Source organism: Streptomyces sp. Edi2 (assembly GCF_040253635.1).
Lineage (GTDB): Bacteria > Actinomycetota > Actinomycetes > Streptomycetales > Streptomycetaceae > Streptomyces.
On sequence record NZ_JBEJGX010000003.1, the window covers coordinates 4,891,182 to 4,904,587 of the forward strand.

Annotated in this window: 12 protein-coding genes; 5 read left to right on the forward strand and 7 right to left on the reverse strand. The window is 71.5% G+C overall.

The features are described from left to right. Positions 1-53 precede the first annotated feature (53 nt). Positions 54-1,073, forward strand: coding sequence for an NUDIX hydrolase (locus tag ABR737_RS25040; protein ID WP_350252437.1), 1,020 nt, complete (start codon positions 54-56; stop codon positions 1,071-1,073). Beyond that, positions 1,070-1,906 (forward strand): MBL fold metallo-hydrolase, encoded by an 837-nt coding sequence (locus ABR737_RS25045; RefSeq protein ID WP_350252438.1) that lies wholly within the window; start codon positions 1,070-1,072, stop codon positions 1,904-1,906. The genes ABR737_RS25040 and ABR737_RS25045 overlap by 4 nt, the downstream gene beginning before the upstream one ends. Before the next feature lie 147 nt (positions 1,907-2,053). Here ABR737_RS25045 and ABR737_RS25050 read toward each other — a convergent pair whose 3' ends face one another. Next, positions 2,054-2,872, reverse strand: a complete 819-nt coding sequence (locus ABR737_RS25050; protein ID WP_350252439.1) for a nucleotidyltransferase domain-containing protein — start codon at positions 2,870-2,872, stop codon at positions 2,054-2,056. 259 nt (positions 2,873-3,131) lie between these two features. Next, entirely contained in the window at positions 3,132-3,806 is a 675-nt protein-coding gene (locus ABR737_RS25055; protein ID WP_006604164.1) for a Crp/Fnr family transcriptional regulator, read from the reverse strand. A gap of 442 nt (positions 3,807-4,248) precedes the next feature. Between ABR737_RS25055 and nth the strand changes: the two genes are divergently transcribed. The 3 genes from nth to ABR737_RS25070 are packed head-to-tail and all read left to right on the forward strand — an operon-like array spanning position 4,249 to position 7,369. Then, positions 4,249-5,328: an endonuclease III gene (gene nth, locus ABR737_RS25060; RefSeq protein WP_350252441.1), complete on the forward strand. Its 1,080-nt coding sequence runs from the start codon at positions 4,249-4,251 to the stop codon at positions 5,326-5,328. Positions 5,329-5,379: 51 nt separating this feature from the next. After that, positions 5,380-6,156, forward strand: a complete 777-nt coding sequence (locus ABR737_RS25065; protein ID WP_350252443.1) for an NUDIX hydrolase — start codon at positions 5,380-5,382, stop codon at positions 6,154-6,156. Between the two features lie 13 nt (positions 6,157-6,169). Beyond that, entirely contained in the window at positions 6,170-7,369 is a 1,200-nt protein-coding gene (locus ABR737_RS25070; RefSeq protein ID WP_350252445.1) for a MarP family serine protease, read from the forward strand. 148 nt (positions 7,370-7,517) lie between these two features. On the opposite strand, the gene ABR737_RS25075 is transcribed toward ABR737_RS25070, so the two are convergent. The 5 genes from ABR737_RS25075 to acs all read right to left on the reverse strand — a co-directional run bounded on the left by ABR737_RS25075 (position 7,518) and on the right by acs (position 13,220). Continuing rightward, complete coding sequence (locus tag ABR737_RS25075; RefSeq protein ID WP_350252447.1) at positions 7,518-7,715, reverse strand: hypothetical protein; 198 nt, start codon at positions 7,713-7,715, stop codon at positions 7,518-7,520. Positions 7,716-7,962: 247 nt separating this feature from the next. Further along, positions 7,963-8,901: an alpha/beta fold hydrolase gene (locus ABR737_RS25080; protein ID WP_350252449.1), complete on the reverse strand. Its 939-nt coding sequence runs from the start codon at positions 8,899-8,901 to the stop codon at positions 7,963-7,965. Then, complete coding sequence (locus ABR737_RS25085; RefSeq protein WP_350252450.1) at positions 8,898-9,356, reverse strand: phage holin family protein; 459 nt, start codon at positions 9,354-9,356, stop codon at positions 8,898-8,900. The genes ABR737_RS25080 and ABR737_RS25085 overlap by 4 nt, the downstream gene beginning before the upstream one ends. A gap of 44 nt (positions 9,357-9,400) precedes the next feature. After that, positions 9,401-10,753 carry a Na+/H+ antiporter NhaA gene (gene nhaA, locus ABR737_RS25090; RefSeq protein ID WP_350256916.1) on the reverse strand — a complete coding sequence of 451 codons (1,353 nt, stop codon included), beginning with the start codon at positions 10,751-10,753 and terminating at the stop codon, positions 9,401-9,403. A 496-nt stretch (positions 10,754-11,249) separates the two neighbouring features. Then, positions 11,250-13,220, reverse strand: a complete 1,971-nt coding sequence (acs, locus tag ABR737_RS25095; RefSeq protein ID WP_350252452.1) for an acetate--CoA ligase — start codon at positions 13,218-13,220, stop codon at positions 11,250-11,252. Positions 13,221-13,406 lie beyond the last annotated feature (186 nt).

Here is a 13,406-nt window from a genome sequence, read left to right on the forward strand (position 1 = left end):
CCGGCGCGAAAGACGCCCTCGAACATCCGCGCGCGAGCGCATAGCATCCGGCCATGTCGTCCACGACCAACGGCCAGTGGTACCCACCGGAGTGGCCGGACCGCATCCGGGCACTCGCGAACGGCGAGCTGACCCCCGCCGAGCCCCGGCGGGCCGCCACCGTCCTGCTGCTGCGGGACTCCGCCACCGGCGGCCCCACCGTCCACATGCTGCGCAGACGTACCTCCATGGCCTTCGCCGGAGGCGCGTACGCCTATCCGGGCGGCTCCGTCGATCCACGTGACGAGCGACCGGTGGCCTGGGCAGGACCGTCGCGCGCCCAGTGGGCGGTCCGTATGGGCGTCGACCCGGCGACCGCGCAGGCCATCGTCTGCGCGGCGGTCCGCGAGACGTTCGAGGAGGCGGGCGTGCTGCTCGCGGGTGCCTCGGCCGACACGGTCGTCGCGGACACCACCGGCGAGGACTGGGAGGCCGACCGCGCCGCCCTCGTCGCCCATGAGCTGTCCTTCGCCGACTTCCTGGGCCGCCGCGGCCTGGTCCTGCGCTCCGATCTGCTCGGTGCCTGGGCCCGCTGGATCACCCCCGAGTTCGAGCCGCGGCGCTACGACACCTGGTTCTTCGTCGCGGCGCTCCCCGAGGGCCAGCGCACCTGGAACGCCTCCACGGAGGCGGACCGTACGGTGTGGATCCGGCCCCAGGAGGCGGCGGCCGGCTACGACCGCGGTGAGCTGCTGATGATGCCGCCGACCATCGCGACCCTGCGCTCGCTCCAGCCGTACGCCGCCTCCGCGGACGTGCTGGCCGTGGCGGAGGCCCAGAACCTGACGCCGGTGCTGGCGCGGGCCCGCCTGGTGGGCGGTGAGATCGAGTTGAGCTGGCCGGGGCACGACGAGTTCACCAAGCACATCGCACAGACCGATGTCCGGGCCGATGCCGATGCCGATGCCGATGCCGGTGCCGGTGCTGATTCCGGTGCCCCTGCCGGCACCCGTGCCCCGGGGGACGACGACGGTCCTTCGGACAGCCCCGGCCCCTCGGACAGCCCCAGCCCCTCGGGAGGGACCCCCGCATGACCGAAGCATCCGCCCTCCCCGGTCAGCCCCGTGGCGGTGTGATCGCCGGACAGGCGACCGCGCGGGCCCGGTGCGTACTGGCCCCGAACCCGTCGCCGATGACGCTGGACGGCACCAACACCTGGATCGTCGCCGAGCCGGACTCCGATCTCGCCGTCGTCATCGACCCCGGGCCGCTCGACGAGAGCCATCTGCGGGCCGTCATCGACACCGCGGAGCGGGCCGGCAAGCGCATCGCGCTGACCCTGCTGACCCACGGTCACCCGGACCACTCCGATGGCGCCGCCCGTTTCGCCGAGCTGACCCGTTCGGCCGTACGGGCGCTGGACCCGGCGCTGCGCCTGGGCGACGAGGGGCTGGACGCGGGCGATGTCATCACCACCGGTGGCCTGGAACTGCGCGTGGTGCCCACACCGGGCCACACCGCGGACTCGCTCTCCTTCCACCTCCCGGCCGACCGCGCGGTCCTCACCGGCGACACGATCCTGGGGCGCGGCACCACTGTGGTGGCGCACCCCGACGGGCGGCTGGGCGACTACCTGGACTCGCTGCGCCGGCTGCGTTCCCTGACGGTCGACGACGGGGTGGCGACCGTCCTCCCGGGGCACGGGCCGGTGCTGAACGATGCCCAGGGGGCGGTGGAGTTCTATCTGGCGCACCGCGCGCACCGGCTCGCCCAGGTGGAGACCGCGGTCGAGGCCGGCCACCGCTCACCCGCCGAGGTCGTCGCGAACGTCTATGCCGATGTCGACCGCTCGCTGTGGCCGGCCGCCGAGCTGTCCGTGCGGGCACAGCTGGACTACCTGGGAGAACACGGGCTGATCGAGAGCTGACGGCGGCCGGCGGACGGCGGGGACGAGGGCCGGCGGCCGGGGAACCCCGGGCGGGGCAGGCCTTTGGCTGGGGCCGGGGCGGGGCCGACGGCGAGGTGGTCCCGGCCCGGACCCGACCCCGGACCCGAGCCCGGCCGAGAGGCGCCGTCATCCCGCCCGGGGCGGGGGCGTCTTCGCCCCGTGGACGGCCAGGTATTCCGCGGCCAGCCAGGGGGCGAGGCCGGTGAGCAGTTCGTCCAGCAGCCCCGGGTATGCGGCGGGCGCCCGGGCGGCGCGTGCCGCGGCGTGCATCTGCTCGGCGTGCGCCGGGTAGTAGCGGCCGAACACCTCGGCCGACTCGGTGAGATCGCTCGTCCAGCCGCCCCAGCGCGGCATGACCAGGGTGAATCCGGTGCGCACCAGCCGGCGCGTCACACCCCGGGTCAGCCGGGTGCGCTCGGCCTCCGTAGTGGCCGCCGCGGCCTTCTCGCGCAGACCGGGCAGGCTGCGGAAGAGGTCGCCGTTGGTTTCGCGGGCGAGGAGCGAGGTGGGACGGTAGCGGGGCAGCTCCGCGGCGAGATCCGGGCCGCTGACCGGGGTGCACAGGCAGGCCACGAACCACGCGAGGTCGTACCGCTCCCGCTCGCTGCGCAGTCGGCGCACGCTGAACAGCAGGATTCCCACGCCGTTGATCTGCGGAAACGCGGCATCCAGGCTGTGCTCGACGGCACGGACGGCAGCGCGGTCGGCGTCGGTGGGCTCGTCTCGCAGGGCGATCAGCGCGTCGAGGTCGGAGACCCCGGGGACGGCGGTGCCGCGCGGGACGCTGCCGAAGAGATAGCTGCTGTGCAGGCGGCCGCGGCCGAAGTACGCGCCGATCCGGGCGCCGAGCTCCGCCACGACGGGCGCGAACGGCGCGGAGACGCGGTCCAGGGAGCCTTCCCGCAGGAAGTAGCCGTCCTGGTCCAGCCCCGTGCCGTTGGTCATGGCGCCCACTATGGCCAGGAGGGCGGAGGCGCTGCGACCTGATTACCGGGAGCGCACCACGGGACGACGGCGTGGGGTGAGCCCTGTGAGTCCGGTGGGTGGTGCGTCATGGGGACGACGGCGGTGGGCCCGGTGGGCCACGGGGCCGATGGCCGAAGGAGGCGGCGGCCGAAGGAAGCGGCGGCCGAGGAGGCGGCGGCCCGTGACCCCACGACGAAGGGCCCCGCCGGAGCGGGGCCCTTCCAAGATGTCTGCGGGGTCAGCGCGAGCGCTTGGCCAGCCGCTCGACGTCCAGCAGGATCACGGCGCGCGCCTCCAGACGCAGCCAGCCGCGGCCCGCAAAGTCCGCGAGGGCCTTGTTGACCGTCTCGCGGGAGGCGCCGACCAACTGGGCCAGCTCCTCCTGCGTGAGGTCGTGGACGACGTGGATGCCCTCCTCGGACTGCACGCCGAAGCGGCGCGACAGGTCGAGCAGGGCGCGGGCCACCCGGCCCGGTACGTCCGAGAAGACCAGATCGGACATCTGGTCGTTGGTCTTGCGCAGTCGGCGGGCAACCGCACGCAGCAGGGCCGTGGCCACCTCGGGGCGGGCGTTCAGCCAGGGCTGAAGGTCGCCATGACCCAGGCCGAGGAGCTTGACCTCGGTGAGGGCGGAGGCCGTGGCCGTACGCGGGCCCGGGTCGAAGAGCGAAAGCTCCCCGATCAGCTCCCCGGGGCCGAGAACGGCGAGCATATTCTCCCGGCCGTCCGGGGAAGTGCGGTGCAGCTTCACCTTGCCCTCGGTGACCACGTACAGGCGGTCGCCGGGGTCCCCTTCGTGGAACAGGGCGTCGCCGCGGGCGAGCGTGACCTCTCCCATTGAGGCGCGCAGCTCGGCCGCCTGCTCATCATCGAGCGCCGCGAAGAGCGGTGCGCGCCGCAGAACGTCGTCCACGAGATCTCTCCTTGTCGACATGCTCCGGGGGACTGTGGTCCCCATCATGCCGGAATGCAAAACAGTGCGATCAATCACAAGTTTGCCGGACCGGTGCCCCGAGCCATAAGGCAGGGGGCCGATTGGGGTCAGGAATCACAGCGATCAAGCCGGATGTCAGTGGCTGGCCTTAGTCTGGCCGAGTGTCCAATACGCCTGTGAGAGCAGAGGAGTGGGGGCCGGAAGAGTGAGCGCAGGGCGTGATTCCGCTGTGGGCGAACAGCCGTCCGGCCGCACATCGAATTCCGATAAAAGTAACAAATCGCCCTCCGGGGTGACGTCCGGCAGGGCACCGGGCACCCACAAGCCTGGCGCGTCGCGACCGGCGGCGCAGGACACCACCGTGCAGACCTCCGTGAAGAAGACCCCGGTAGGCAGGACCTCGGCAGGGAAGAAGGCCGCCGTGAACGAAACCCCAGACCAGCCGGCGGCGGCCACGAAGGCCGCGGCGAAGAAGGCCGTCACGAAGAAGGCCACCGCGCAGAAGGCCGTCGCCAGGAAGGCCGCCACGAAGAAGACGGCAGCCAAGGAGACGGCCCCGGCAAAGCGGACGGCCGCGGCAAAGAAGACGGTGGCGGCCACCAAAACGGCGGCGGCCACCAAGACCGCCGCAAAGAAGACGGCGGCCAAGAAGACCACCGCCGAGAAGACCGCCCCGAAGACCGCAGCCAAGAAGGCCCCCGCCAAGAAGACCCCCGCGCGCAAGCCCGAGTCGCGGGTCGCCATGGTGCGGCGGGCCCGCCGGATCAACCGCGAGCTCGCCGAGCTGTATCCGTACGCCCACCCCGAGCTGGATTTCACCAACCCCTTCGAGCTGCTGGTCGCCACGGTCCTGTCCGCGCAGACCACCGACCTGAGGGTCAACCAGACCACCCCGCGCCTCTTCGCGGTCTGCCCGACGCCCGAGGACATGGCCGCCATGGACCCGGAGCGGCTGGAGGAGCTGATCCGGCCGACCGGCTTCTTCCGGGCCAAGACGAAGTCGCTGATCGGTCTGTCGGCCGCGCTGCGCGACCGCTTCGGCGGTGAGGTGCCGGGCCGCCTGGAGGACCTCGTCACCCTCCCCGGGGTCGGCCGCAAGACCGCCAACGTGGTGCTGGGCAACGCCTTCGGCGTCCCGGGCATCACCGTCGACACCCATTTCGGCCGCCTCGCCCGCCGTTTCGGCTGGACCACCGCCGAGGACGCCGAGAAGGTCGAGGCGGATGTCGCCGAGATCTTCCCCAAGAGCGAGTGGACGATGCTCTCGCACCGGGTGGTCTTCCACGGCCGCCGCGTCTGCCACTCCCGCAAGCCCGCCTGCGGCGCCTGCCCCATCGCCCCGCTGTGCCCCGCGTACGGCGAGGGCGAGACGGACCCGGAGAAGGCGAAGAAGCTGCTGAAGTACGAGCTCGGCGGTCAGCCGGGTCAGCGGCTGAAGCCACCGGCCGGCTATCCGGGGCAGCCCGCGCCTCCGATGGCGCCCCCTGTGGCGGCCTCATGAGGCGCCCGCCAGAGGTGACCGACGATCGACGCCAGGCCTGAGGGGGCGCGTATGAGGAGCGCACGGGAGCAGCGGTACGAGGAGGAGGCGGACGTCCGCGCGGCATCGTCCGGCGCGGCGTCCGAGGCGGTGCCCGGCGTAGGGCCCGACGTGGCGTCCGGCCGGGACGCCACGGTCACCGCCGACGGCCTGCCCGAGTGGCTGGCCCCGGTGGCCCGCGCGGCCGCCACGATCGAGCCACGCCAGCTCAGCCGCTTCCTGCCGCCCGAGAGCGGAGGCCGGCAGTCCGCGGTGCTCATCCTCTTCGGTCACGGCGCCCGCGGCCCCGAACTGCTCCTGATGGAGCGCGCCGGGACCCTGCGCTCGCATGCCGGCCAGCCCTCCTTCCCCGGTGGCGCCCTCGACCCGGAGGACGGCGACCCCGACGGCCCCGGCCCCGTGCGGGCGGCGCTGCGCGAGGCCCAGGAGGAGACCGGCCTCGATCCCTCCGGTGTGCAGGTCTTCGGCGTGCTGCCGCGGCTCTACATCCCCGTCAGCGGCTTCGTGGTGACGCCGGTCCTGGGGTGGTGGCGCCGGCCGAGCCCGGTCGGTGCGGTCGACCAGGCGGAGACCGCCCGGGTCTTCACGGTTCCCGTGGCGGATCTCACGGACCCGGCCCATCGGGTGACAACCCGCCATCCCAGTGGTCACACCGGCGCTGCCTTCCTTGTCGAGAATGCCCTGGTCTGGGGTTTTACGGCCGGAGTGATCGACCGGATCCTGCACTACGCCGGCTGGGAGATTCCGTGGGACCGTGACAAGGCGGTCCCACTGGACTGGCGCTCATGAGACGGTGTCCGGCGTGAACGTCCTGGACATCTTGCTACTGGTCGCTGCCGTGTGGTTCGCGATCATCGGCTATCGGCAAGGCTTTGTCGTCGGCATCCTGTCCGTGATCGGCTTCCTCGGAGGCGGTCTGATCGCGGTCTACCTGCTGCCCGTGATCTGGAACGAGATCACCGGAGATGCGACACCCGGCAGCTTCGCGGCCATCGCTGCGGTTGCCATCGTGATCGTGTGCGCATCCGTGGGCCAGGCGCTCACCACCCACTGGGGCAACAAGCTGCGCCGGCACATCACCTGGTCACCGGCGAGAGCCCTGGACGCGACCGGCGGCGCGCTGGTCAACGTCCTGGCGATGCTGCTGGTCGCCTGGCTGATCGGCTCGGCGCTGGCCGGTACGTCCCTGCCGACGCTCGGCAAGGAGGTCCGCAACTCCAAGGTGCTGCTCGGTGTGTCCCGGGTGATGCCCCAGCAGGCCGGCACCTGGTTCGCGGACTTCTCCTCGGTCCTCGCGCAGAACGGCTTCCCGCAGGTCTTCACGCCGTTCTCCAACGAGCCGATCCACAACGTGCCGGCGCCCGACCCCCGGCTGGCCTCCAGCCCGGTGGCGGCGCAGGCCAGGCGCAGCATCGTCAAGGTCGTCGGCACGGCCCCCGGCTGCGGCAAGGTCCTCGAAGGCAGCGGCTTCGTCTTCGGCCGGCACCGTGTGATGACCAACGCCCATGTGGTCGGCGGGGTGCGCGAGCCGACCGTCCAGGTGGGCGGCGAAGGCCGTACGTACGACGCCAAGGTCGTGATCTACGACTGGCGGCGCGACATCGCCGTCCTGGAAGTGCCCTCCCTGGAGGCGCCGGCGCTGCAGTTCGCCGACGGGGACGCGAACAGTGGCAACAGCGCCATCGTCGCCGGCTTCCCGGAGAACGGCGGCTACGACGTCCGCTCCGCCCGCATCCGCGGCCGCATTCAGGCCAACGGCCCGGACATCTACCACCGCGGCACGGTCGGCCGCGATGTCTACTCCCTCTTCGCCACGGTCCGGCAGGGCAACTCCGGCGGCCCGCTGCTCACCCCGCAGGGCAAGGTCTACGGCGTCGTCTTCGCGAAGTCGCTGGACGACTCGCACACCGGCTATGCGCTGACCTCCGACGAGGTCCGCCAGGACGTCCTCAAAGGACGTTCGGCCCGGCAACAGGTCGACAGCCAGGGCTGCGCGATCTAGGGGGTGTCTCTCCTGGGCCCTGCCCGCAAAGCCCCAGGGTGTGCCCGGCGGTGACGGCCGGCCAGGCGCCTTGGGGCGCGTCGGGCGCGGGAAGAGTGCTTCGCGCGCCCTGGCGGCGGCCGTGGGGCGGCCACGGAGGGCCGGGGGTTCAGGTACGGGGATGGCGTAGCCGCGCGCTCATCCAGCGCGCTCTGCGGCGCAGGATGCGAGGGATGCCCATGGGGTGCGCCGGATCGGGGGAGGCGCCGGACCCGAGGTCCGGGGTTCCCCTGTCCTGAGTACCCACTACAGCGGCACTGCTGCGGCGGTTGCGTGCCACGTCACGGTAGTCGTGCGTCCAGCCCATACCTTCGACTCTGCCCCTGGCCCAAGGTCCGTAACCGCGCTGGGGACCGCCAATTGGCCTATGCGCCAGGCAAGTGGCTGTTCGTCATACGCGCGTTCGAGCTCCGGGCGGGGCAGGCCCGCACGGCGGTTCGGACCGTCCGCTCAGCGGTGTACGGACGCACCAGGGGGCCGGTGCGCACGCTTCCCCGCCAACGGCCCCGACCGGGGCTCTCGTTGTCCCGGCCCACTACTGCGCGCCCGGCCGTTCAGCGATCCGGTTCCGGGTCCTTGAGCCAGTTGATCAGCTCCGTGGAGAACGCCACCGGGTCCTCCTCGTGCGGGAAGTGGCCCAGACCGTCGAACAGCCGCCAGCGGTACGGGGCCTCGACGTACTGACCGGAGCCGGCCGCGCTGCGGGTGCGCATCACAGGGTCGAGCGAGCCGTGCAGATGCAGCGTGGGGACCCGTACGGGCATCTTCATCCGGCGGTTGAACTGGAGCCCGTCGGGGCGCGCCATCGACCGCACCATCCAGCGGTACGGCTCGATCGAGCAGTGCGCCGTCGACGGGATGCTCATCGCCCGCCGGTAGGCCGCGATCGCCTCGTCCTCCGGCTGCCGGGGTCCGGACCAGTCGCGGATCATTTGGCCCACCAACGCCGCACCGTCCGCCGTCAGCGCGCGTTCGGGCAGCCAGGGCCGCTGGAAGTTCCAGATGTGCGAACTCCGGGCGCTCTGCCGGACGTCGGCGAGCATCGCCGAGCGCCAGCGCCGCGGGTGCGGCATCGAGGACACGGCCAGCCGGCGCACCAGCTTGGGCCGCATCACCGCCGCCGTCCAGGCGAGGTAGCCGCCCAGGTCGTGCCCGACGAGCGCGGCGTCCGGCTCGCCCAGGGACCGTATGACGCCCGTGACGTCCAGCGCGAGGTTCGCCGGGTCGTAGCCGCGGGGGGTGCGGTCGCTGCCGCCGACGCCCCGCAGGTCCATCGCCACCGCGCGGAAGCCCGCGTCGGCCAGGGCGGTGAGCTGGTGCCGCCAGGTCCACCAGAACTGCGGAAAGCCGTGCAGCAGCAGCACCAGCGGGCCCTCGCCCAGCTCCGCGATGTGGAAGCGGGCGCCGTTGGCCGCGACGTCGCGGTGCGACACCTCTCTCCCGCCGGGGATGCCGAGCCGTACGACCGAGGCGGTGCTGTCAGGGGCTGTCATACCGATGAGCGTGTCACAGACTCCAGCGCCGGGTGTTCCACTGGGGCCAGGCGCGGGTGCGGCTTGGCCTTCTGGAGCACGGCCGCGGTCTCCTTGGCCGAGTTGATGGACTTCTCCGGCTTCTTGATCTTCTTCATCTTGGCCATCGCGATGAGGGCCAGCAGACCGGCGAGGACCAGGAAGGCGCCGCCGACGATCAGGAAGGACCAGGCGAGCCCGAGTCCGAGGTTGTGGATGCCGTAGGCCGCCGCGAAACTCAGCACCGGCAGCGCGAACAGCGCCAGCGCGCCCGCGACCATGAACGCGGCACTGCCGATGCCCGCCCGCTTGGCGTCCTGGCGGAACTCCGCCTTGGCCAGCGCGATCTCGTCGTGCACCAGCGCGGACATCTCGGCCGTGGCCGAGGCCACCAGCTGTCCGAGGCTGCGGTCCGTGCCGTCGTCGGCTGCGCTCATCGCCGTCTCCCTCTTTTCTTCACCCGGATGCAAAGCCTCTCAGATCATGCCGGACCATCGTCTCCGGCATGCCTGCCGGAGGCCACTTCGGCAAGCCGCCGGTGCTCCGCGGCCTTGGCTTCGTGGATTGCCGCCATCCGCAGGTGGTATTCCGGCTTGTCGAGTTCGTAGATGTCGGGGATGCCGTCCTGGTCCTCGTCCCGCTCCTCTTCCTCGCACAGTTTCTTGTACTTGGTGTTACGGAGCTTGAGGAGGATGCCGGCGAAGAGGGCCGCCAGCAGCGAGCCGATCAGTACCGATGCCTTGATCTCGTCGGTCAGTACCGGGTTCCCGGAGAACGCGAGTTCGCCGATGAGCAGCGAGACGGTGAAGCCGATACCGGCCAGGGAGGCGAGGGCGAAGACATCCGGCCATTTGAGGTCGGGGTTGAGCGTGGCCTTGGTGAAGCGGGCGGTCAGCCAGGTCCCGCCGAATATGCCGAGCGTCTTGCCCACCACCAGGCCGAGCACGACGCCCAGCGTCTCCGGCCGGGTGAAGACGTCGTGGACCGCGCCGCCGGATATGGAGACACCCGCGGAGAACAGGGCGAACAGCGGCACGGCGAGGCCGGCCGAGAGCGGGCGGACCAGATGCTCGATGTGCTCGCCCGGGGACCGTGTCTCGCCGTCGCGCCGGGTGCAGCGCAGCATCAGGCCCATGGCGACGCCGGCGATGGTGGCGTGCACCCCGCTGTTCTCCATCAGGCCCCAGATGACCAGGGCGAGCGGGACGTAGACGTACCAGCCCCGGACGCCCTTGCGCAGCAGCAGATAGAAGATCACCAGGCCGGCGACGGCCAGGCCGAGCGCCAGAAAGTTGAGCGTCGAGGTGAAGAAGACCGCGATGATCAGGATGGCGAAGAGGTCGTCGACGACGGCGAGGGTGAGCAGGAAGGCGCGCAGCGCGGCGGGCAGGGACGTGCCGATGACGGCGAGTACGGCGAGGGCGAAGGCGATATCGGTGGCGGTGGGGACCGCCCAGCCCTGCAGTGAGCCGCCGCCGATGCTGTTGACGGCGAAATAGACCACCGCCGGCGCCGCCATGCCGCAGAGTGCGGCGATCACGGGCAGCGCGGCGGCCTTCGGGTCGCGCAGCTCGCCGGCCACCAGTTCGCGCTTGAGCTCGATGCCGGCGACGAAGAAGAAGACCGCGAGCAGCCCGTTGGCGGCCCAGTGCTGAACGGACAGGTCCAGGCCCAGTGCGGCCGGTCCCAGGTGGAAGCCGCGGACCGCTTCATAGCTCCCGCCAAGGGTGTTTGCCCAGATCAGAGCCGCAACGGCGGCGGCGAGCAGAAGGACGCCGCCGACGGTTTCGGCGCGCAGCGCGTCCGCGACGAAGTTCCGCTCGGGCAGCGGCATCCGCCCCAGGAAGGGGGAGCGGCGGTGGGTGGGGGTGCTCACGCGGTGACCTCCGGGCCTCGGTAGCTGCGTACGGCTGTTGCAGTTGCCGACCAGACTTCCCGGCGCACCCTGAGTTTCTTGACGCGTCATTGACGCGGTTCCCACTGTACCGGGGAGGGGCAAGCGGCTATCCGGTGGCCTCACTTTACGGGCAATTCGGGCCTCGGGCCGCTGGGGGAGGGCCGGGCGCCGCGCCGGGTTGCGGGGCTGGACTGCCGGGCCGGGCGGACCGGAGGGGCCGGGCTGGGGAGGAGACGGGGTGGCCGTGCCGGGGAGGCCGGGGCGCCGGGGAGGCCGAGCTGACCGGCGGAGGCGACGGATCTCCGGGGAAACCGGAGTGCCGGAGGGGCTGGGCGCTGGAGGTCTGGGGACAGGGGAGGGGCCGGAGCGCCGGAGACGACCGAGGGGCACCCGGCCGCGCCGGCCGGGTGCCCCTTATGCCATTCGTTCCCGCTCAGTCCTCGGAGGCTGCGCTCGGCAGCTTCGCCTGGATCAGGTCCATGACCGAGGAATCGGTGAGGGTCGTGACATCGCCGAGGTCACGGTTCTCGGCCACATCGCGCAGCAGCCGCCGCATGATCTTGCCGGAGCGGGTCTTGGGCAGCTCCGCGACCGGCAGGATCCGCCGGGGCTTGGCGATCGGGCCGAGCTGCTGGGCGACATGGGCGCGCAGCTCCTCGACCAGCCCCTCGTCCTCGGCGGTGGCGCCGCCGCGCAGGATGACGAAGGCGCTGATGGCCTGGGTGGTCTGCGGGTCGGCGGCGCCGACGACCGCGGCCTCGGCCACCTTCGGGTGCGAGACCAGCGCCGACTCGACCTCGGTCGTGGAGATGTTGTGGCCGGAGACCAGCATCACGTCGTCCACCCGGCCGAGCAGCCAGATGTCGCCGTCGTCGTCCTTCTTGGCGCCGTCGCCGGCGAAGTACTTGCCCTCGAAGCGCGACCAGTACGTGTCGAGATAGCGCTGGTCGTCGCCCCAGATCGTGCGGAGCATGGACGGCCAGGGCTCGGTCAGCACGAGGTAGCCACCCGCGCCGTCGGGAACCTCGCGGGCCTCGTCGTCCACGACGGTCGCGGCGATACCGGGCAGCGCCACCTGGGCCGAGCCGGGCTTGGTGGCCGTGACACCCGGCAGCGGGCTGAGCATCATCGCGCCGGTCTCGGTCTGCCACCAGGTGTCGACGATCGGCGTCGCATCGGCCCCGATGTGCTTGCGGTACCACATCCATGCCTCGGGGTTGATCGGTTCGCCCACCGACCCGAGGACCCGCAGCGACGACAGGTCGAACTTCGCCGGGATGTCGTCGCCCCACTTCATGCAGGCACGGATCGCGGTCGGCGCGGTGTAGAGGATCGTCACGCCGTACTTCTGCACGATCTCCCACCAGCGGCCCTGGTGCGGGGTGTCCGGCGTGCCTTCGTAGAGCACCTGGGTCGCGCCGTTGGAGAGCGGGCCGTAGGTGATGTACGAGTGGCCGGTCACCCAGCCGACGTCGGCGGTGCACCAGAAGACGTCGGTCTCCGGCTTGAGGTCGAAGACCGCGTGGTGGGTGTACGAGACCTGGGTGAGGTAGCCGCCGGTGGTGTGCAGGATGCCCTTGGGCTTACCCGTCGTGCCGGAGGTGTAGAGGATGAACAGCGGGTGCTCGGCGTCGAAGGCCTCGGGCGTGTGCCCGTCGCTCTGCCGCCCGACGATCTCGTGCCACCACACGTCCCGGCCCTCGTGCCAGGCGACGTCCTCCTGGCCGGTGCGGCGCACGACCAGGACGCTGCGGACGTTCTCCGTGCCGGGCCGGGTCAGGGCCTCGTCGACCGCGGGCTTGAGGGCGGACGGCTTGCCGCGGCGGTAGCCGCCGTCGGCGGTGATCACCACCCGGGCGTCCGCGTCGTTGATGCGGGTGGCCAGTGCGTCCGCGGAGAAGCCGCCGAAGACGACGGAGTGCGGGGCGCCCAGGCGGGCGCAGGCCAGCATGGCGATGACCGCTTCCGGGATCATCGGCATGTAGACGGCGACCCGGTCGCCGCTGCGCACGCCCAGCTCGGTCAGTGCGTTGGCGGCCTTGGAGACCTCGCGCTGCAGCTGGGCGTAGGTGATCGCGCGGGTGTCACCCGGCTCGCCCTCGAAGTGGATGGCGACCCGGTCGCCCAGGCCGTTCTCCACATGACGGTCCACGCAGTTGTACGCCACGTTGAGCTTGCCGTCGGCGAACCACTTCGCGAAGGGCGCGTTGGACCAGTCGAGGGTCTCGGTGGGAGGGGTCTCCCAGGACAGGCGTTCGGCCTGCTCGGCCCAGAAGCCCAGCCGGTCCGCCGCTGCCTGTTCGTACGCGGCGGCCGTGACGTTGGCGTTCGCGGCCAGATCGGCGGGCGGCGCGAACCGCCGCTCCTCCTTGAGCAGGTTGGAGAGGGAAGGATGCTCGTTCACTGGCCCATCTCCTTGAGCTTGTTGGAGATGGAAGGACGCTTGTCCATGTCTCGGCTCCCCGGGTAAGTCGGCAGTGGTGTAGACCAATCGAATGCTCAATGATCAAGAGCAGGTTGGTCAACCCCTTCTGATCCTGGCACTAACGGCGCGACGGGTACAGCGCCCCTCTGCGACCTGGAACGCGTC

Bases quoted from the DNA above. Each gene is read 5' to 3' on its own strand.
- ABR737_RS25040 (WP_350252437.1), top strand. From the start codon at position 54: ATGTCGTCCACGACCAACGGCCAGTGGTACCCACCGGAGTGGCCGGAC.
- ABR737_RS25045 (WP_350252438.1), top strand. From the start codon at position 1,070: ATGACCGAAGCATCCGCCCTCCCCGGTCAGCCCCGTGGCGGTGTGATC.
- ABR737_RS25050 (WP_350252439.1), bottom strand. From the start codon at position 2,872: ATGACCAACGGCACGGGGCTGGACCAGGACGGCTACTTCCTGCGGGAA.
- ABR737_RS25065 (WP_350252443.1), top strand. From the start codon at position 5,380: ATGAGGAGCGCACGGGAGCAGCGGTACGAGGAGGAGGCGGACGTCCGC.
- ABR737_RS25075 (WP_350252447.1), bottom strand. From the start codon at position 7,715: ATGGGCTGGACGCACGACTACCGTGACGTGGCACGCAACCGCCGCAGC.
- ABR737_RS25080 (WP_350252449.1), bottom strand. From the start codon at position 8,901: ATGACAGCCCCTGACAGCACCGCCTCGGTCGTACGGCTCGGCATCCCC.
- ABR737_RS25085 (WP_350252450.1), bottom strand. From the start codon at position 9,356: ATGAGCGCAGCCGACGACGGCACGGACCGCAGCCTCGGACAGCTGGTG.
- nhaA (WP_350256916.1), bottom strand. From the start codon at position 10,753: ATGCCGCTGCCCGAGCGGAACTTCGTCGCGGACGCGCTGCGCGCCGAA.